We start from the raw sequence: 19,470 nt of genomic DNA, 5'->3' as shown, positions 1-19,470 counted from the left end.
CCCCCAGCCCCCCCCCCCCCCCCCCAAAAAACACACAGAGTTCCCCAAGCCATTTGGCGGCGATGCGGGCAGACGCACTTGACCTCGTCTACCAGGACACCCCTTCATCAAGCGCAGAATCGGCGCGAAACGAACGACCTTATCTTCGCCAGATGAATTGCGCCGCGGTTGATGAAGCCAATGCTATGCCTCCGGCGGCGAGGCCGTTCCATATCTGATGTGAAAGACCGCCTGGAGGAAGCAGCGGATTCACGAGATAGATTCCTGTACCAGTTGCAATGCCCACAAATAGCAACTGGGTGCTGGTCAATCGCATAGCGGTATCTCCGGGAGTTCTTGCATCATCAAGCGCGTGCCCCGACTCGCGCGAGGCGCGGTATTTCGGAGCGCAGAGCGGATGTTGCTCACTGACAAGCGCGAACGCAACGGCAGAACCACGCACAACCACAGGCACTTGACCAAGCCCGCTGCCCCGCCCCGCCCCACCACATGACGAACAACGGACACTGGCTGGCTGAGGCAAGTCTGCGAAAGTCCAATGCGTGCATTGACGGCAGCGCGGCAAATCGACACGGAGAATATGTCGCGTTTGCGTCACGTCGCTCATGACGCCCCTTCAGATTCAAAGGGAAGTCTGTAGAATTTACCTCATAAAAAATTGAATATTGTTCAACAAACGCTTAATACGTTGAGCTTGTCGGGTGTTTTTGGTTTTTGTTGCTTGATCTTGATACTTGTTGGGAATTACATGCCTGCCTTCACTCGCGGCGAGCTTGCCGATTTGAACGTCTTTGTCACGATCTGCCGTCGGCAGAGTTTTCGGGAGGCCGCCACGGAGTTGGGCGTGACGACCTCGGCCTTGAGTCACGCGATGCGCAATCTGGAGGCGCGTCTGGGTGTGAAATTGCTGAACCGCACGAGTCGGTCCGTTTCGCCCACGGCGGCGGGAGCGGCCTTGGCGAAGGAATTGGAACAGGGCCTCGAGCAGATTGCATCGGCGATTGGCGCACTGGATCGTTATCGGGCGTCGCCTGCCGGGCGTTTGCGTCTGAACGTGCCGCGAGATGCGGCGCGTTTGCTGCTGGATCCTATTCTCCCGCGCTTTGTGGCGTCGTATCCGGACATTGAGCTGGACGTGACGGTGGATGACCGGATGCTGGATATTGTGGCGGAGGGTTTCGACGCCGGGATGCGTTATGGCGATACGGTACCTGGCGACATGATTGCAACACCGCTGACGCCGGCGTTGAAGTGGATTGTGGTGGGTTCACCTGCGTACTTTGCGCGGCATGGCAGACCGAAGGTGCCGCAAGATTTGATGTCACACAATTGCATCCGGATGCGGCTGGGGGACAACACACTGTACAAGTGGGAGTTGGGCAATGGATCGACGGCGGTGGAGTTAGATGTGCCGGGTGCGCTGAGTATCAACGAGAGCGATGGCGTGATCGCGGCGGCAGTGGGAGGTTTGGGGTTGGGATATGTGCTGGAGCGCAACGTATCGGTGGAATTGTCCAATGGCACGTTGGAGGCGGTGTTGATGGATTGGGCGGTGAATGGGCCGCCGTTGTCGATGTATTATCCGAGCCGGCGTCAGACGTTACCGGGATTGCGTCACTTGATCGATATGATTCGATCGGAGCATTTGGGGCGTGCGGCGTAGTGGGTGTAGTGGATTGAGGGGGCGACGGATTGGTCGGGTGGGCACATGAAAGTTTTTTGAATTTCTGGCGCAAATCTGTTGACAGCCCACTGCCCTCTCGGCATAATCTTGTTTCTTCGCAGCGAGCAAGCAGTAAGCGAGCTGACGGGGCCCAGATGGCGGAATTGGTAGACGCACTAGTTTCAGGTACTAGCGGGTAACACCGTGGAGGTTCGAGTCCTCTTCTGGGCACCAAAAAAATACAAAAAAGCCGATGATCGAAAGATCATCGGCTTTTTTCATATCTGCCCAGAAAGCAATGTGCCTGCGCACATTGCGTGGGGACTCGAAAGGCATCGCTTGCAAGCGATGCCGGGGTCGCGGAACGTGACCGAGTCCTCTCGGCGCCGCAGGCGTCGTAAGGGAATTGGGCTGTGCTGCTGATGCTGGCCTTATCGAGGGTATGTTTTCGGAAGCCCTGACCCGGTCCCTGCCCACCGCACCGCCCCCCCACACCCCGTCTCTCCCGGAATAAGCATCCAACAAAAAAATAGTTGCCCAACGTCATGTGCGTGGGGAGGATGCCAATTTTGCTGTGGGTTTGGCATACACGGGCGGGCGGCGATGCAGGACGACACGAGGGACACGCGAAACACGCAAGCGGGGCAAGACGCCCAACGGGCATTCTCAACCGAGAATCCTGGTCATCCCGATCGGGTTGCCGATTGGTTGTTGGCGGGGCTTGAGTTGAAGAGCACGCTCTTTCACGTGGGCGAATATTGCGGCGTATATCAAGCGTCGACGGCTGGACATCAACGGGCGAGTTTCCATGTGGTGTTGGATGGCGGGTGCTATTTGCACATGGGTGCCGGGGGTGGTCAGCCGGCACGAACGATCCCTCTGAACGCGGGCGATGCCGTCTTCTTGCTATCCGACGTGCCGCATTGCCTGTCGCCGAATGCGGCGCCGCCTGCCGACCTTTCGGTACGCGCAGGCAAGATGACACCGCTCGCACCACAGCCAGGCCATCAGGTCACCGACACCCTATCCGTCGCCTTGGCCTGCGGGTTCTTCGAATTCCGCACGGACCTTGACGCATTGGTGCTGGGGATGCTGCCGAACCCGATCGTGGCGCGCCGCGCCAGCGGGCGTCTCGAGGGAATGACGCAGATCTTCTCGCTGATCCAGGCGGAGGCACGCCGCCCGGGGGAGGCCCCTTCGCCGCTGCTGGCCCGTCTGACCGACCTCCTTTTTTACTATGCGTTGCGCGAAGCGGTCCATGCCGAAGATGTTGCCCCGGGCATGTGGCGTTTGATGCGGCGCGACGCCTTCGGCCGCTTGGCAGCGGCGATCATCGAGTCACCGGGCGAGCGCTGGACGACGGATGCAATGGCGGCGTTCGTCCACATGTCGCGGGCGCGCTTTTGCAAGCAGTTCGCGCAGATCGGTGGTCAGCCGCCCGCGCAGTTCGTCACCCTGGTCCGAATGAAGACTGCGGCGGCCTTGCTGCGCGAGGGCGTCTCACTGCCTGAAGCGGCGGAGCAAGTCGGCTACCAGTCCGAATCGGCCTTTGCACAAGCCTTCAAACGGGTGACCGGAATCCAGCCGGGCGCATGGCGACGCCAAGCCAACAGCCTCGCCTCACCCGTCGCTGTCGCGACACACCCCGCGCCTGCCATCGCCTACCCGCTGCACTGACCCGCGAGCGCCCGCGTCGTTCACCGACGCCAAACCACACCCCTGTGGCGACTGCCGGCCACTCACCGAGACAGCGCCGTGGTGCGCTGAGACAAATCCGCAGAATTTCCAGACGTGCGCGCATTGAGCATCCGGCCGAGCTTGCGCACAATGGAAGCTCGACTGTAAGGAGCCCGATATGAGCCGACTGCCATTGCATACCCTTGAGACCGCCCCGGAAGCGAGCCGTCCGTTCCTGGAAAAATCGCTTGCAGCAAACGGTTTCCTTCCGAACCTGGTGGCGTCGCTCGCCAACGCTCCGACGGCGCTTGAAACGTACCTGACCGTGGGCGCCATCAACGGCCGCGCCAGCCTGACGCTTGCCGAGCGCGAAGTCGTGCAGATCACGGCCGCCGGCATTCATGGCTGCGGCTTCTGCGTCGCGGGCCACACGGCTGTCGCACTGAAGAAGGCACAATTACCAGAGGCTCTCGTCAACGAGATTCGCGACCAACGCCAACTGTCTGACGCCAGGCTCGACGCAGTGGCCGTCTTCACGCGCGCCGTAATCGCCACGCGCGGCGCCGTGTCGGACGCGGCGTTCACCGCCTTCAAGTCAGCCGGCTTCGACAACGCTGCGGCGCTTGAGGTCGTCCTGGGCGTGTCGTTGGCTACACTGTGCAACTTCGCGAACAATCTTTCGCAAAACGAACTGAATCCGCAACTGGCGGCCTACCGCTGGGAGCCCAAGGAACACACCGCATGAGCACGCACGCCAGCCTGCGCGGACTCGCCGCACGCGCCCCAGCGCTCGCGGCCTGGCTCGACACCCACGCCGAGACGCTCGACACGGATGCCACGCACTGTGGCGAAGTCGTACCGCAACTGGCGACTGCCGGCCTGTTGCGCATTGGCGTGCCGACCGAGCTGGGCGGGGCTGGCGGCACGATTGGCGATGCGATCGACAGTGTCGCCGACGTTGCCGAGCACTCCTTTGCGGCAGCCTTCGTGCTGTGGGGACAACGCACGTTCATCGAGTACCTGCTGCAAAGCCCGAACCAAGGGTTGCGTGACCGGCTACTGCCCGCCCTGCTTTCAGGCGAGCTCGCAGGCGCGACGGGGCTATCGAACGCCATGAAGTACCTCTCCGCCATCGAGCCGCTGCAAATCCGCGCAGCGGACGCGCCGGGCGAGCATGGCGCGAGCGGCAAGCCGGCGTGGCAAGTGAGCGGTGGATTGCCGTGGATCACCAACTTGCGCAAGCAGGGATTCGTCGCCGCGGCAGCCGCGGATCACGAAGCCGGTGGCCCGCCGTCGATCTTTGCCATCGCCCACGATGCACCGGGCGTCACACGCAGCGACGATCTGGATTTGATCGGCTTGCGCGGCACCAATACGGCAGCGTTGCAGATGACCGACACGCCGCTGACCGATGACGACCGCATCACCGACAACGCGCCGGCCTGGCTGGTGCGTGTGCGTCCGGCATTCCTCGGGCTGCAATGCGGCATGTCGCTGGGCCTCGCGCGGCGCAGTCTCGCGGGCACCGATGAAGGGGGACCGGGCGCCCGCGCTGCCGTGGCCGATGAGGTCGCCGCGCTGTCAGAGCAACTTGATACACTCAGAGCTCGCCTGAAGGCAGGCGTCGCTCAGGGCGATTTTATCGAGACGCCTGCGCGCCTGTTCGAACTGCGCATTGCGCTCGCGGACGTGGTGCATGGCGCCGCCACGCTGGAAGTCCAGACGGGCGGCGGGCGGGGCTATCTGCGCGGATTGTCGGGCGTTGCACGACGTCAGCGCGAGGCCGCCTTTGTTCCCATCGTCACGCCCAGCCTTGTGCAGTTGAAGAACCAGCTCGCGGCACAACGCGCGCAGCAACTCAAGACCGGAACGGCTTCATGACACAACCCACGGCGACGCAACGCGCGCACACCGACACGTTCATCGCCACCGCGCGCGAGGGGGATGCCCGCGCATCGTCCTTTCTGCAACTGCGCAACATCGGCCTGTCGTACGGCGACCGGCCGATCCTGCGAGGTGTTGACCTTTGCGTCGCGCCGGGCGAACTCGTTTCCGTTCTCGGACCGAGCGGCTCCGGCAAATCGACGTTGCTGCGTATTGCTGCGGGCCTGCTTCCCCCGAGCGACGGCACGGTCGAAGTCGACGGGTCACCACTGACCGGCCCTCGGCCCGACGTCGCACTGGCCTTTCAAGACCCATGCCTGCTGCCGTGGCTGTCCGTGGAGCGCAATGTTGCCTTCGGGCTGACGTTCGCACGGCAACCGGCGCTCACGCGCGAAGCACGACGCGCGCGGATCGATGCCGCGCTGACCGAAGTGGGCCTTTCGCACGCGCATCAACTGCGTCCCCGCCAGCTCTCCGGCGGCATGGCGCAGCGTGTCGCGCTTGCCCGCTGCCTTGCGCGCCAACCGCGCGCGCTGCTGCTTGATGAGCCATTTGGCGCACTCGACGAAGTCACACGCGCCGACATGCAGCGTCTGCTGGTGACCGTCGTTCGCGACACTGGCGCCGCAACTGTCCTCGTCACCCACGATATTGACGAAGCATTGCTTGTCTCCGATCGCATCGTGCTGCTCGGCAATCGGGGCCGTACGTTGGCGCAGTGGCAAGTTGACTTGCCATCGCCGCGTGAAGCGCAAGTGCAGGCGTTGGGCACATTGCGCATTGAAATTCTGCAAGCGTTGCAGCACGCCATGTCTCGCGATGCGACGCCGCGTCAAACACAATAGACCACACCGTCCTACCTACGGGGATTCCCAGACCATGTGCCAAATTTCCCGCCGCGAATGGCTCAAGCTCGCTTCGATGATGACCGTTGCAGGTGCCGCCCCGCTGCTGGCCTCGGCGGCCGCACGTGCCGCCGCCGAGCCGGACGCGCCATTGCGCATCGGCTATCTGCCGATTACTGACGCCACCCCACTGCTGGTCGCTCACAACAACGGGTATTTCGAGCAGGCGGGCATCAAGGCGGAAAAGCCGACGCTGCTGCGCAGTTGGGCACAGTTGATCGAAGCCTTCCTCTCGGGACAAGTCAACGTCGTTCACCTGCTCTCCCCGATGACCGTGTGGGCGCGATACGGCAGCCAGGCGCAAGCCAAGGTCGTGGCGTGGAATCACGTCAACGGCAGCGCGATTACCGTGACGAATGACATCAACAAGGTGAGCGATCTTGGCGGCAAAACGGTGGCCGTGCCGTTTTGGTATTCGATTCACAACGTCGTGCTGCAAGGTTTGCTCGCCGCCAACGGCCTGACACCCGTCCTGAAAAAGTCCGGTGCGCCCGCAGCCAACGAAGTCAACCTGATCGTGATGGCCCCGTCGGATATGCCACCGGCACTTGCCGCCAAGCAAATCGCCGGCTACATCGTGGCCGAACCGTTCAACGCCGCAGCCGAGAACCTGAAGGTCGGCAAGGTGCTTCGCTTCACCGGCGACGTGTGGAAGAACCACGCGTGCTGCGTCGTGACGATGCACGAGCGCGATCTGACATCGCGTCCGGAATGGTCGCAAAAGGTGGTCGACGCCATCGTCAAGGCGCAAGCATGGACGCGAGCCCATCCGGAAGACGCGGCTCGCCTGTTGTCAAAGGAAGGCGAGAATCGCTACACCCCGCATCCGTTCCTGGTCTTGCAACGCGTGCTGGCACCGGCCGCATCGGAGCAAGGCCGCTACCTTGCCGACAAGGCGATCGTGCACGCCGACTGGCACGAAAAACGCATCGACTTCCAGCCTTACCCGTATCCGAGCTACACCGAAGCGCTCGTGCGTCACATGCAGAAAACGCAGGTCGAGGGCAATGCGCAATTCCTCACCAAGCTCGATCCGGCATTTGTCGCGCGCGATCTCGTCGACGACCGGTTCGTCAAGAAGAGCATTGCGGCCGTTGGCGGGATGAAGGCGTTCGGCCTGCCGGATGGCTTCACGCGGCAGGAGGTGATCGTTGTCTGATCTTGCGTCCAATCGGGTCGCCGAGAACGTGAGCGCGGCGCACTCCGCGACCCGCGATGCGCCGGCGAGTCCATCGCCCGTGCGATCCGGTCGACAGGCATGGCTCGGGATGGCGGGACTGGCCGGCATCGTCGCGATCTGGTGGCTCGGGATCGCGATCTTCACCACGCCTGGCTCGCTCGCCGCACAATTTTCGCCGGCGGCTGCCCTGAGCGCCCTCCCCGACCTCATTCGCGATGAACAGTTGGGGCTGCACATGCTGTCCAGCCTGCGACGCATCGGCGTCGGACTGGCATGGGCCGTCATACTCGGCGTTCCGCTGGGCTTCTTGATCGGGCGCATTCGCTGGCTGGACAAAACACTCACGCCGTCACTGCAGTTCTTGCGGATGGTGTCGCCGCTGTCGTGGATGCCCATTGCGGTCATGTCGCTCGGTGTCGGCGACCCGGCGGTGTACTTTCTGCTCGCGTTTGCCGCGCTGTGGCCGTTGGTCATGAGCACCGCGGCGGGCGTCACCCATATCGACCGCCGCTGGGTGCAATTGGGTGAGAGCCTTGCTGCCACGCGCTGGGAAATGCTCTGGCACGTCTACGTGCCCGGCATCGCCGCCCACGTGCTGACGGGCGTGCGCCTCGCCATCGGCATTCTCTGGATCGTACTGGTGCCAGCGGAAATGCTCGGGGTCAATGCGGGACTGGGCTATCTGATTCTCGACACGCGCGATCGCCTCGCGTACTCGGAACTGACGGCTGTCATTCTCGTCATCGGCGTCCTGGGCTTCCTGCTCGACTGGGCGGCACGCTTCATCTACCGCCGTTTCAGCGGCGCCATGCAAGACGACTGAGCGAGCAGCGCGTCACCGACAGGCTTCGAGAGGCTATGGCACCTGAGCCCAGGCCGCTACAATAGCGGCCTGAATTCACGATGCCTGACGGAGAACGCATCATCGAGCTAGATCGTTTACTGCAATCGCAGGGCTTCGGCAGTCGCAAGATGTGCCGCAAGCTTATCCAAACCGGCGCTTTCGCCATCGACGGCGCCGTGCACGACAATCCGCGCGAGTCGGTGGACCCCCTGGGTCTGCAATTCACGCTTGACGGCGAACCGTGGGAATACCGCGAACACGTCTACGTGCTGCTCAATAAGCCCGAGGGTTTCGAGTGCTCCACAAGTCCGACTCACCACGAGGGTGTGCATTCGCTGCTGCCATTGCCGTTGGCCGTACGCGGCGTGCAGCCGGCCGGTCGCCTCGATCAGGATACGACTGGCATGCTGCTGCTCTCCGACGACGGGCCCTTTTTGCACGCCATGATGTCGCCACGCCGCCACGTGCCCAAGCGCTACGTGGCGACGACCAAGCATCCGGTCACCGAGGAGATGCTGCAGGCATTGCGCGACGGCGTTCTGCTTCGCGACGAAACCGAACCGCTCGCCGCGCTCGACGTCATGAGTCCCTCGTCTCATGAGATCGCACTAACGATCACGCAAGGCAAATACCACCAGGTCAAGCGGATGGTCGCAGCGGCGGGTAATCGGGTCGAGGGGCTAGTCAGAACCGCCATCGGCGGCTTGCCGATGGGCAACCTCGCGCTGGGTGAATGGCGCTATCTGTCGCCGGAAGAACTGCTGTCGCTGCCGTACGAAGCGCCTGGCTCAGGCAAATGAGCGTCGCGAACTGAGGATTCGCAACGCGACGCCTCAGTTCTGCCGGCCTTCCAGCAGGAACTTGGCGCCCTTGTCCTGACCGAGCGTCGTGACCAGATACGGCAAGGTCGCCTTGAGGGTGTCCTGCAACATGTACGGCGGGTTCACGATGAACATGCCGCTGCCGTGCAACCCCATGCCGCCCGGCACCGGATTGCACACGGTCAGCGCGGCGTGCACCCAGCTCTTGATAGGTTGCCCGTTGATCGTGAGGCGCTTCATGCGCTCGGGCAGTTGCGTCGCCTCGCGACGCTGCACCAGCGGATACCACACGGCATACATGCCCGTGGGGAAACGGTCGAGACCTTCCTGCACGGTCTGTGTCGCACGTGTGTAATCGCGCTTGTCTTCATACGACGGGTCGATCAGCGTGAACCCACGGCGCGGTGCCGGCGGCAAAATCGTCTTGAGCCCCGCAAACCCATCGGCACCAAAAATCATCGTGCGACGCGCTACGGCGCGGCCCTGCGCTTCGAAATTCTCGCGCAGCACTTCCTGCTCGGTCGGGTGCGCCTCGAACAAACGCAGCCGGTCGCGGTCCCCCAATAGTTGCAGGGCAAAGTACGGCGAGCCCGGGTAATAGCGCAGCTTGCCGTCCGGGTTGAACTCGCGCACCAGCGCGACGTAGTCCGCGAGCGCCGGCGGCAGGTCGTCGCGCGTCCAGAGGCGGCCAATGCCGGTCTCGAACTCGCCCGTCTTGTCGGCCCATTTGCCGTCGAGCGCGTAGCCGCCTGCGCCTGCATGCGTGTCGATATACCAGAACGCCGTGTCTTTCTGGCGCATGTAATCGATGCATTCAACGGCGATGAAGTGTTTCAGCACGTCGGCGTGGTTGCCGGCGTGAAAGGCGTGGCGGTAGCTGAACATTAGGCAGATCCTGATTCGTCAGGCGCGATTGTAGCCGACGATGCACCCGCACGGCGTTTCCGGCCCTGCGCGGGGCCGTTTTTGCCGCCCGGCAATGCGCACGCCTTTACCGCGCTTACCGCTTTCACCGCTTTCACCGCCTTGTGGCGCGGACACGCCACGAGATGATCATTCACCATCCCCGCCGCCTGCATGAACGAATAGCAGATGGTTGAGCCCACAAAGGTAAATCCCGCCTTCTTCAACGCCTTGCTCATCGCATCCGACACGGCCGTGCTCGCCGGCACCTCGCCAAGCGCCGTCCATCGGTTTTGCAGCGGCTCTCCCCCAACGAACTGCCAGACGAAATCGCTGAAGCGCGTCCCCCCCGCCTCCATTGCCAGATACGCTCGTGCGCCCTTGATGACCCCGCTGACCTTGAGCCGGTTGCGCACGATCCCGGCATCCGACATCAATCGCGCCTCGTCCTCCGGGCCATACGCTGCGATGCGCTCAGGATCAAAGTTGTGGAATGCCTTGCGGTAGGTATCGCGCTTTTTGAGAATGGTGGACCAGGACAGACCGGCCTGCGCCCCTTCGAGCATCAGCAACTCGAACAATGCACGCGAATCGCGCAGCGGTACCCCCCACTCTTCGTCGTGATACCGACGATACTGCTCGAAGCCTTCACTCCACGGACAGCGTTCCATTTGCCCCTCGATAGTTGCGTCCGCGCGCCAGGACTGCGGACTTATGCAGACGAATGGGGCAAGTGTGCCAGTAATCGCCAGAGAAGCGAAACGGCAAGCCCGCACCAGGCGCGACTTTGCGTTCCACGGCAATGCCGATGCAGACATTTCCGGGGAAAATGCAGAATACGCCCCGAACGGCCGCGCTCGGACGCGCTACCCGCCGGGATCGGATGGCGCGACTACCGCCCCCGTCCCCGCCCTCACGGCTCACGCCGAACGTCGTCAGAGCATCAACTGGCCGCCATTGACCTCGATGATCTGTCCGGTAACGTAGCTGGCCAATGTCTCCGAAGCGAGATACAGAAACGCGCCCGAGCACTCGTCCGGATCGCCGAGACGCCCCATTGGAATACTCTGACGGAAGGCCTCGATCTGCGCTTGCGTGCTGAATTGCTCATGGAACGGCGTCATGATGACGCCCGGCGACACCGCGTTCACGCGAATGCGGTCCGGCATCAGTTCCTTCGCCATACCGCGCGTGAGCGTGCTCACGAATCCCTTGGCCGCCGCGTAGATCAGCGCCCCCGGGCCGCCACCGTGACGCGCGGCAATCGATGTCACGTTGACGATCGCCCCCCCTCCCTGCTTGCGCATCGCGGGCACGACAGCACGCGAGAATGCCACGACCGAACGCGCGTTGATGTTGAGCACATCGTCGAAATAGGCATCGGAGACTTCGGTGAAGGGCGTGCGCTTGATAAGGCTGCCCGCGTTATTGATGAGTACGTCGATGCGTCCGAAACCATCGAGGACATGCGCCACAGCGGCGTCGATAGCGCCCGTATCCGCCACATCGGCGGCCACCGTCATCGCTTTCACGCCGTACGCCCGCACCGCCTCGGCCACGGCCTCGGCCTTGTCTGCCGAGCGGTTGTAGTGCACGGCCACGTTCGCCCCTTGCGCCGCGAAGGCCTTGGCCGCCGCCGCACCGATGCCGGTACTCGCGCCGGTAATCAGAACGAATTTACCTCTCAGGTCTTGCATAATGGATCGCTCCCGATACTGTCGTTGACGGATACGGCGGCGGCCAGCGCCGCCGGTCATTCGTCACCCTACAGGATGGATATGAAGGGAATCTGGCACGCGCTCAGTCGAGCCAGCGCGTGTCGTAAGCGTGGACTTCCTGCGTCTGTTCACCCAGACCGTCGATGCCCAGCCGCATGACATCGCCCGGCCTGAGAAACACCGGCGGCTTCTGGCCCAGCCCTACGCCCGGCGGCGTGCCGGTCGTCACCAGATCGCCCGGCTTCAGGGTGGTGAACTGGCTCAGGTAGTGCACAAGATACGCAACGCTGAAGATCATCGTCGAGGTGTTCCCCGTCTGCCGGCGCACGCCGTTCACATCGAGCCAGAGTCCGAGCTGTTGCGGATCGCGGATCTCGTCGGTCGTCACGAGCCACGGACCAACCGGCCCGAACGTATCGAAGCCCTTGCCCTTGTCCCACGTGCCGCCCCGCTCGATCTGGTACTCGCGCTCGGACACGTCGTTGACCACGCAATAGCCCGCCACATAATCGAGCGCCCGTTCGAGCGGCACATAGCGTGCTGTGGTGCCGATGACGAAACCCAGTTCCACCTCCCAGTCGCCTTTGACCGAGTTTTTGGGCAGCACCACGGGATCGTTCGGCCCGTTCAGGCAGTTCTCCCACTTGGTGAAGAGGACCGGCTCGGACGGCACGGCCAGCCCCGACTCGGCGGCGTGATCGCTGTAGTTCAGGCCAACGGCCAAGAACTTACCCAGCCCCGAGAACGGCACCCCCAGACGCACCGGTGCGGCCACCACCGGCAACGACTTCACGTCGAGCGCGCGCAACGCTGCCAGCCCCTGCGGGCTCAGCGTCTCCGGGGTAATGTCGGCGAGCACATTGGAGAGGTCACGCACTTGGCCGTCGGCATCGAGCAACCCCGGCCTTTCCTGGCCCTTCGGGCCGAAACGCAGCAGTTTCAAAGCAATTCTCCTAGCGAAATCAGTTGGACCAGCCGCCGTCGATCAGATGGATGGCGCCGGTGGTGAAAGCGGATTCGTCCGAGCCCAGGTAGATGGCCAGTGCCGCAATCTCTTCGGGCGTGCCGACCCGCCCCATCGGCTGACGGGCCACGAATTGCTCGCGCACCGTCGCCAGACTCGTGCCTGTCGCGCCAGCTTGCGTGGCGATACGCTGGCGCAGCGACGGCGATTCGACCGTGCCCGGACAGATGGCATTGCAGCGAATGCCACGCGCCACGAAGTCGGCGGCAATCGACTTCGTCAACCCGATCACGGCAGCCTTGCTCGCGCCGTAGACGCAGCGATTGGCCACGCCCTTCACGCTCGACGCCGCCGACGACATGTTGATGATCGCCCCGCCACCTGCCGCCAGCATGGCCGGCACAAAGGCGCGCGTGGTCCGGTACATGCTCTTGACGTTCAGATCGAACGAGAAGTCCCACGCCGCTTCGTCGCACTCCAGAATCGAGCCGTGATGCACGAACCCCGCGCAGTTGAACAGCACGTCGACGGCGCCGAGTTCATCGGCAAGCGCCGCGACCGCTGCGCCATCGGTAACGTCGAGCGGGCGTCGCAGTAAATGAGGGTGAGCGTCGAGCGTCGCCAGCGTCTCGGCGTTCAGATCGGTCGCGATCACGCGGGCGCCTTCGCGCAAATACGCTTCGACGCTTGCGCGGCCGATGCCTTGCGCTGCGGCGGTAATGACGGCGGTCTTGCCCGCCAGCCGGCCTGTCATGGGTGTCTCCTCGTGGCCCCGTGAAACGGTGGGATATGTTCGGGATGGATGCGGCGTGCGTTGATAGCGGCAGACGAATCAGACGTCACTTGTGCCCGGCACGACCTCGGCCGGGCTGGCCGACGCCGCATAGGCGTCGCGCACACGGCAAAGATGACGGCGCATCGCGTGCGCTGCCTGCTCGGGGTTGCGAGACTCAAGCGCGTCGAGGATGCAGCGATGGTCCTGAAGGCTGCGCTCCAGTACCCCCCCTACACGCGACGTCACACGGCGGCTCTTCTTGCCAAGCAGATAAAGGCTGTTCGCGATGCTTTGCAGAAACGGGTTCTCGCAGGCATCGATGATCGTCTCGTGAAACGCCATATCCGCCGCAGAGAACGTCTCCGGATCATCAAGGAACGTTTGTTCATCGTCGACGAGCCCGTGCAGCGTTGCGATATCCGCATCGCTGATATGCGTGGCGGCAAGCGCCGCGACCCCCGGCTCGATGACCAGCCGGGCGTCGAAGAGTGCTTCGAGCGTACCGGCGTTCAGCTCGATAACCATCTCGAGCGGCTCGAGCAATTCCCGCATCTCAAGCGATCCGACGAATGTCCCCTCGCCTTGCCGGATGCGCAGCAGGCCCAGCAATGCCAGCCCCCGGATCGCCTCACGTACGGCCGGGCGCCCGACGCCCAGCATGCTCGCCAGATCGCGTTCAGGCGGAAGCTGCTGACCGGGCTTGAGCAGGCCGGTACGAATCATCGTGAGCAGGCGCTGTGCGACTTGCTCGGCGACGGAAACCTGCACGATGGGATCGAATGGCATGGCGTGGGAGCAGAGGCAGACGGCCGCAGCAAATGCGACCATTCAGTGGTAAGACCAATGAACCGAACATTACGCTTGCCGCCCGTCGAATGTCAACGGCAGCGCTGCAACTTCCGAATTCGGCATTCGTCCGATGGAATTTCCCCATGAAATCCGGCTCGGAGTCAAAAGCGTAGTTGCACGAGATCGTTTGTTCATGCGCTTCTCGGCAGTCTTTCGTTACGCGGCCCATGGTGTGCGAGGCAACGCCCGCTTGTTGTCGGTGTGACACTTTTCTGCGACCATGAGCCGCCGCCCCGACGTTCTCACCGGGGCAATGTTCCCGCCGTTGCTTGATTTGCCGTACCTCAAGCCGTACCCGTTCCCCGAATTCTGGAGTCTCCGACGATGTCCTCCTCAAAGACCGCCAAGCGGGTCGACTGGACCATGTACATGCCGATCGTGGCCCTCATTGCGCTCGGCGTCGCCGGGTTCCTGCCTTATGGCGCAGCGCTCGCGTTATGTGCCGTCGCGCTGGCCGGCGCCGTATTTTCCGCTGTGCATCACGCCGAAACCGTCGCCCATAGAGTGGGGGAGCCGTTCGGCACGCTTGTGCTCGCGGTGGCCGTGACCATCATCGAAGTCGCGCTGATCGTCTCGGTGATGCTCTCGGGCGGCCCCGACAAAGCGGGATTGGCGCGAGACACCGTGTTCGCGGCCATCATGATCGTATCGACGGGGATCGTGGGTCTGTGCCTGCTCTTCGGCGGTGTACGTCACCACACGCAAGGCTTTCACGTCGAAGGCGCGAGTGCCGCGCTCGCAGTGCTGTGCGCCCTGTCGGTGCTCACGCTGGTCCTGCCGAACTACACCAGCTCGGTCCTGGGCCCGGGGCTCACGGCATCACAACTGGCCTTCGAAGGCATGATTTCGCTCGTGCTGTACATGGTGTTCGTGTTCGTTCAGACGGTGAGCCATCGTGACTACTTCCTCTCGAAAGCACCGAGTGAAGAAGTCCACGTGCCGCCGCCATCGCGCGGCATGGCCATGCTGAGTCTGGGGCTGTTGGTCGTGGCGCTGCTGGCCGTTGTCGGTCTCGCGAAAAAGCTCTCGCCCGCCGTCGAAAATGCGGTAGCGGTAGCCGGCGCACCGAAGGCGGTCGTAGGTATTGTGATTGCAGCGCTGGTGTTGTTGCCGGAGGGTCTGGCGGCCCTGCGCGCCGCTCGTGCGAACAAACTTCAGACGAGTCTGAATCTGGCACTCGGCTCGGCGCTGGCGAGTATCGGGCTGACGATCCCGACCGTGGCGGCCGTCTCGTTGTTACTCGACCAGCATATTGAACTCGGTCTGGCGCCGAAGGAAATGGTGTTGCTCGCTGTCACGCTGCTCGTCGGCGTGATCACGCTCGGCACCGGACGCACGACCGTGCTGCAAGGGGCCGTCCACCTGGTGCTGTTCGCGACCTTCCTATTCCTGGCGATCGTGCCCTGATTGGCGGGCCACGCCGCCCGTCCGGCCGGGTTGTCGTCGATCCGGTCAATCCGGTCGACGCCAAAGCGGCTGGGCGCCGTGGCGTCAGCCGCGCCGGTGTTCGCTCAGTCCTGGCTGGCGCCCTGCTTTTTCGTGTCGTTCGGCGTTGCGCTGGCCGTGTCGGCAGCATGCGTCTCGTCTGCCGGCACACCAAGCAGCGCACCCAGCAACTTGCTGCCGGCGGCATTGCGCTTGCCTTGCGCGCCGACTTGCTTGCCACCTTGCGGGCCGCGACGCACACCGGCGTCGATCTTCAGGCCCTTGCGCTTCTGAATTTCAAATTTTGTCTGGGTCATGATGCTGTCCGTTGTGGGCTTGCCCGCCCGCCAGGCGTCAGGCAGGCGGAATCAAATCAAGGGTTCAGAGGATCAGAGGTCGATACCAAGGCTGCCGTCGGCGGCCAGCGTCTTTGCCAGCGCGTGAGCGGCTTCGAGCGCGTCGCCTGCCCATCGGTAGCCATCAGGCGTGGTATGGGTAAGCGGCGGGTCCAGCGTTTCGATGACGTCATCCACATCGCGCCAGCCGGTAAAATGCACCACGCCGTGGAACTGCCCGTCCGGCGCGGGCGACGTCTCCGCCCAATAGTAGAAGTCCTCCGCCAGCAGGCAGCCTTCGAAACCCATATCGATCCTGTCGATCCTACGAAAAGGCGGCATCGTAGCACGTCGCATGACGAGCGGCATACCCGCGCAAGGCAGTAGAATACTGCGGCATAGCAACCCACGACTCTAGTTACCGACACCACGATGTTCACCGGAATTGTTCAAGGCACGGCCAAGCTGTCGTCCATCGAAGATCGCGACGGCATGCGCACCCTCGAGCTGGCGTTTCCCGAAGGCTTCTGCGAAGACCTTACCCTCGGGGCCAGCGTCTCGGTCGATGGCGTGTGCCTGACGGTCACGCAACTGCTCTCGCCCACTGCCGCGTCGTTCGACGTCATCCTCCAAAGTCTGAACGTCACGACGCTTGGCAGCTTCGGCGTTGGCGCGCAGGTCAACGTCGAGCGCGCTGCGAAGGATGGCGCCGAAATCGGCGGCCATCCGCTGTCGGGCCATATCGACTTCTCGACGGAGATTCTCAGCGTACGCACGTCGGACACCAATCGCGTGTTGCGCATCGCTATTCCGGAAGCGTTTCGCAAGTATGTCTTTGCGAAGGGTTACATCGCGATCAATGGCGCGAGCCTGACGGTCTCGGAAGTGAATCGGCAGGAAGGCTGGTTCGAAGTGTGGCTGATTCCGGAGACGCGCCGCATGACGACCTTCGAAGACAAGCTCGCCGGCACGCGCGTGAATATCGAGATCGAGCGCAGCACGCAGGTAGTGGTCGACACGGTACGTGAAGCGGTCCAGGAAAGTCTTGGCCGCCTGCAACCGGTGCTCGAAGCGCTGCTCAAGGAAAAGGGCCTTTCGCTGGACGACTTCGTCGGCGTGCCGCAATTGCCCTCGGGTAATGCAGACGACAAGCCGGCGGCCAAGGCCTGAGCCTGCCGTCCATCAAGGGCCATTGACGTAACTTGACACCAGCGAGGGTTGCGAGTGTCTCGGCCTGGCTCGCGGGGAATGACAAACCATCTGGCGCGCCCGGCAATGTCCTGATCCGTCGATCCATCGATGAGTCGCCAAACGCAAGCCGGGGCGAAATCTGACGGCGGCCCGAGTTTCACCTAATCTGTGGCAGGCACTGCGGCGACGTCAAGGCGGACTTCATGCCAGGAAGCCCGCCATCACATGTCGAAGCGTGCCCTGCTCATGCCTCAGCCAATTCTATTCAGGGGCGCCGAGGATGACATCGATCGCTGCCTGACCGGCGATCTCCGCGACCAGATAGGCCCAGCGACGCGAAAACGGTCCATTGCGAACCTTGATGGGCGTACCAAGCGCCACGACACCTGCCGGCTTGATTGGGCCATCGACACGAAACCATGCGTCGAACATATCCGGTGTGATCGACTTCAGCTCTACGTAGATTTCGAAGCCACGATATGCAATCGTCCGTTCCATCGCCACCTCCGACATCTTCGAGGACACGGCATGCTCAAAAAAAGCACAGCCGTCTATTGAGCCACAACGCTTACACCGATGGTACTCCCTCAACAGCCGCCCCCAACACTTATGCCGGCTTCGTCTCGTAGCCGTCACACAGCGATGGGTCGGACAATCGCGGCCGGCGGGATAGTCGCCTACAATGCGGGGCATGGTGTTTCGTAGCGATCCGCCTGCCAGGCGAGACATCGGTAGCTATGCCCTCACCCAATCCGCACCAAACAAATAAACACGATTTTCTATGCAACTTGCCACCCGCAAGTTGCATCGCAGTCTCAGCGTGTCGCAAAGCGAATCAAGAATTTCTAGAATCCCACACCACACAAGGATTTTGCGATTCACCAAGACTCAGCACGTATCACGCTGGCTCGTAAAAAAATGGGTAGCTAGGACACGTATAATGCGCCGGCTACCCTGACCTGACTGATTTTTTCGTACCACGGGCGTCTAGAGATTCACGGCCCTAATGGTTGAACTACGTTCGCTAACCCGACGAAACTCTGCGGGGGTTAGGTACTGCAAACTCGAGTGCGGACGCACTTCGTTGTAGTGATTCCGCCAGTCCTCGATCAATCTTTGCCTCGATCCGGTTTCGAAACCACTCCATCGCCAAACATTCATCACGGAGTTTTCCGTTGAAGCTTTCGTTGGTGCCGTTCTGCCAAGGCTTGCCCGGATCAATCAACGCTGTCTCGATCTGGTCCTGGACCTCCCATTTCAACAGCGCCGTGCTGACAAATTCCGGCCCGTTGTCCGACCAAATAAACGCGGTGCGCCGTGCACGCTGACGAGTCGGCTCAGCACTTCAACGACGCGATGCGAGCGAATCGAGCCTGCTACGTCAATTGCCAGACATTCGCGCGTATATTCGTCGACCACGGTCAGACATTTGACTTGCTGTCCGTTTGCGCAGGCGTCGAACACGAAGTCATAGCACCACACCGAGTTACGGGCCGCTGGCGCATGAGGCCTCGGACGGCTGCCGGCAACCCGGCGTCTACGCCGTTTCCTCGGCACTTGCAGGCCTGCCCGAGCCCAGAGCGAGGCACATCGATCGCGGCCGACAACGATGCCCTCTCGCTCCAGCAGCACGCGGATGCGACGAGAGCCGAAGCACGGGTTATGTCCCGACAACGTTCGCATAGCCTCGATCACCCGCGCATTCTTGCTTGGCATCTTCAACGCATAGCTCAAGCTCGAACGGCTGACCTGCATCAGCGCACACGCTCGCTTTTGACTCAAACCCCGTGCCATCGCGAACCGGGCTTGTTCACAGCGAACCTGTGCGCTCACCACTTTTTTGCGCCGATCTCCCTCATGACCTCAATCTCAAGATCGCGCTCAGCCACCATTTTCTTTAACCGTGCGTTCTCCGCCTCAAGCGTCTTGAGGCGCTTGATCATCGCTAACCATCTCGCGGAAACGTTTGCACCATGCGTAAATCGACGCTTCGCTCACGCCGTTGCGCTTGGCCACCTCGGGAATCGTATCTCAATCCGCTTCGCGCAGAATTCGCACGATCTGCTCGTCACTGTACCGGCTCTTCTTCATGCCGACTCCTCGTCTGACCTGATGAGCCATTATCTCTAGATTCGGTTGGTAAGAAATACGCAGGACAGGTCACACATACCGATCGTCAATCACGCATTTTGCGGAGCCCACAAGGCGAAACGCGCGAGCGCGTTCCTATCGTCCGCGGTCGAAGCATCACCTCTCGCCATATGAACCCCAGAAAAATCAAAGGCAGACCGGGCCAAGATGTCCTGGCTGATGAATGACTTGGGCATGCTATGATT

19 protein-coding genes, 1 tRNA gene and 1 pseudogene are annotated in these 19,470 nt (G+C 62.4%); 11 read left to right on the top strand and 10 right to left on the bottom strand.

Going from position 1 to position 19,470, the window contains the following annotated elements:
* The first annotated feature begins 748 nt into the window (after positions 1 to 748).
* The 9 genes from PBR20603_RS23925 (at position 749) to PBR20603_RS23885 (ending at position 8,953) form a co-directional block, all read left to right on the top strand.
* A complete protein-coding gene (locus PBR20603_RS23925; protein WP_150561945.1) occupies positions 749 to 1,663 on the top strand; it encodes a LysR family transcriptional regulator in 915 nt (304 codons plus the stop codon).
* 149 nt (positions 1,664 to 1,812) lie between these two features.
* A tRNA-Leu gene (locus PBR20603_RS23920) sits at positions 1,813 to 1,897 on the top strand.
* A 474-nt stretch (positions 1,898 to 2,371) separates the two neighbouring features.
* Positions 2,372 to 3,340, top strand: coding sequence for an AraC family transcriptional regulator (locus tag PBR20603_RS23915; protein ID WP_246174967.1), 969 nt, complete (start codon positions 2,372 to 2,374; stop codon positions 3,338 to 3,340).
* Between the two features lie 178 nt (positions 3,341 to 3,518).
* Positions 3,519 to 4,085: a carboxymuconolactone decarboxylase family protein gene (locus PBR20603_RS23910; protein ID WP_150561938.1), complete on the top strand. Its 567-nt coding sequence runs from the start codon at positions 3,519 to 3,521 to the stop codon at positions 4,083 to 4,085.
* Positions 4,082 to 5,221, top strand: a complete 1,140-nt coding sequence (locus PBR20603_RS23905; RefSeq protein WP_150561937.1) for an acyl-CoA dehydrogenase family protein — start codon at positions 4,082 to 4,084, stop codon at positions 5,219 to 5,221. Before PBR20603_RS23910 ends, PBR20603_RS23905 begins: the two co-directional genes overlap by 4 nt.
* A complete protein-coding gene (locus tag PBR20603_RS23900) occupies positions 5,218 to 6,069 on the top strand; it encodes an ABC transporter ATP-binding protein (RefSeq protein WP_150561936.1) in 852 nt (283 codons plus the stop codon). Before PBR20603_RS23905 ends, PBR20603_RS23900 begins: the two co-directional genes overlap by 4 nt.
* A gap of 34 nt (positions 6,070 to 6,103) precedes the next feature.
* Complete coding sequence (locus PBR20603_RS23895) at positions 6,104 to 7,288, top strand: ABC transporter substrate-binding protein (protein ID WP_150561935.1); 1,185 nt, start codon at positions 6,104 to 6,106, stop codon at positions 7,286 to 7,288.
* Positions 7,289 to 7,397: 109 nt separating this feature from the next.
* Complete coding sequence (locus tag PBR20603_RS23890; protein ID WP_150561944.1) at positions 7,398 to 8,132, top strand: ABC transporter permease; 735 nt, start codon at positions 7,398 to 7,400, stop codon at positions 8,130 to 8,132.
* A 101-nt stretch (positions 8,133 to 8,233) separates the two neighbouring features.
* Entirely contained in the window at positions 8,234 to 8,953 is a 720-nt protein-coding gene (locus tag PBR20603_RS23885; protein WP_150561943.1) for a pseudouridine synthase, read from the top strand.
* Positions 8,954 to 8,986: 33 nt separating this feature from the next.
* On the opposite strand, the gene PBR20603_RS23880 is transcribed toward PBR20603_RS23885, so the two are convergent.
* The 6 genes from PBR20603_RS23880 to PBR20603_RS23855 all read right to left on the bottom strand — a co-directional run bounded on the left by PBR20603_RS23880 (position 8,987) and on the right by PBR20603_RS23855 (position 14,120).
* Positions 8,987 to 9,859 carry a 23S rRNA (adenine(2030)-N(6))-methyltransferase RlmJ gene (locus tag PBR20603_RS23880; RefSeq protein WP_150561934.1) on the bottom strand — a complete coding sequence of 291 codons (873 nt, stop codon included), beginning with the start codon at positions 9,857 to 9,859 and terminating at the stop codon, positions 8,987 to 8,989.
* Entirely contained in the window at positions 9,859 to 10,548 is a 690-nt protein-coding gene (locus tag PBR20603_RS23875) for a DNA-3-methyladenine glycosylase I (protein ID WP_150561933.1), read from the bottom strand. The genes PBR20603_RS23880 and PBR20603_RS23875 overlap by 1 nt, the downstream gene beginning before the upstream one ends.
* A gap of 264 nt (positions 10,549 to 10,812) precedes the next feature.
* Positions 10,813 to 11,574, bottom strand: a complete 762-nt coding sequence (locus PBR20603_RS23870; protein ID WP_150561932.1) for an SDR family NAD(P)-dependent oxidoreductase — start codon at positions 11,572 to 11,574, stop codon at positions 10,813 to 10,815.
* Positions 11,575 to 11,677: 103 nt separating this feature from the next.
* On the bottom strand, positions 11,678 to 12,538 hold the full coding sequence (locus tag PBR20603_RS23865; protein ID WP_150561931.1) for a fumarylacetoacetate hydrolase family protein: 861 nt from the start codon (positions 12,536 to 12,538) through the stop codon (positions 11,678 to 11,680).
* Between the two features lie 19 nt (positions 12,539 to 12,557).
* Positions 12,558 to 13,313, bottom strand: coding sequence for an SDR family oxidoreductase (locus PBR20603_RS23860; RefSeq protein WP_150561930.1), 756 nt, complete (start codon positions 13,311 to 13,313; stop codon positions 12,558 to 12,560).
* Positions 13,314 to 13,391: 78 nt separating this feature from the next.
* The gene (locus PBR20603_RS23855; RefSeq protein ID WP_150561929.1) at positions 13,392 to 14,120 is read right to left on the bottom strand and encodes a FadR/GntR family transcriptional regulator; all 729 of its coding nucleotides are present in this window, start codon (positions 14,118 to 14,120) and stop codon (positions 13,392 to 13,394) included.
* A 387-nt stretch (positions 14,121 to 14,507) separates the two neighbouring features.
* Here PBR20603_RS23855 and PBR20603_RS23850 point away from each other — a divergent pair, with 387 nt between their 5' ends.
* Complete coding sequence (locus PBR20603_RS23850) at positions 14,508 to 15,590, top strand: calcium:cation antiporter (protein ID WP_150561928.1); 1,083 nt, start codon at positions 14,508 to 14,510, stop codon at positions 15,588 to 15,590.
* A gap of 104 nt (positions 15,591 to 15,694) precedes the next feature.
* Here PBR20603_RS23850 and PBR20603_RS23845 read toward each other — a convergent pair whose 3' ends face one another.
* Together PBR20603_RS23845 and PBR20603_RS23840 are read right to left on the bottom strand one after the other, a co-directional pair.
* A complete protein-coding gene (locus tag PBR20603_RS23845) occupies positions 15,695 to 15,925 on the bottom strand; it encodes a hypothetical protein (protein ID WP_150561927.1) in 231 nt (76 codons plus the stop codon).
* 72 nt (positions 15,926 to 15,997) lie between these two features.
* Positions 15,998 to 16,252, bottom strand: coding sequence for a hypothetical protein (locus tag PBR20603_RS23840; protein ID WP_150561926.1), 255 nt, complete (start codon positions 16,250 to 16,252; stop codon positions 15,998 to 16,000).
* Positions 16,253 to 16,375: 123 nt separating this feature from the next.
* On the opposite strand from PBR20603_RS23840, the gene PBR20603_RS23835 reads away from it, so the two are divergent.
* Positions 16,376 to 17,113: a riboflavin synthase subunit alpha gene (locus tag PBR20603_RS23835; RefSeq protein WP_150561925.1), complete on the top strand. Its 738-nt coding sequence runs from the start codon at positions 16,376 to 16,378 to the stop codon at positions 17,111 to 17,113.
* 282 nt (positions 17,114 to 17,395) lie between these two features.
* Here PBR20603_RS23835 and PBR20603_RS23830 read toward each other — a convergent pair whose 3' ends face one another.
* Both PBR20603_RS23830 and PBR20603_RS23825 read right to left on the bottom strand, forming a co-directional pair.
* The gene (locus tag PBR20603_RS23830; RefSeq protein ID WP_150561924.1) at positions 17,396 to 17,632 is read right to left on the bottom strand and encodes a hypothetical protein; all 237 of its coding nucleotides are present in this window, start codon (positions 17,630 to 17,632) and stop codon (positions 17,396 to 17,398) included.
* Positions 17,633 to 18,121: 489 nt separating this feature from the next.
* Positions 18,122 to 19,225, bottom strand: a pseudogene (locus PBR20603_RS23825) (IS3 family transposase).
* Positions 19,226 to 19,470 lie beyond the last annotated feature (245 nt).

The organism is Pandoraea bronchicola, from assembly GCF_902459805.1.
Lineage (GTDB): Bacteria > Pseudomonadota > Gammaproteobacteria > Burkholderiales > Burkholderiaceae > Pandoraea > Pandoraea bronchicola.
This window is presented reverse-complemented; position numbering and strand designations above follow the sequence as displayed.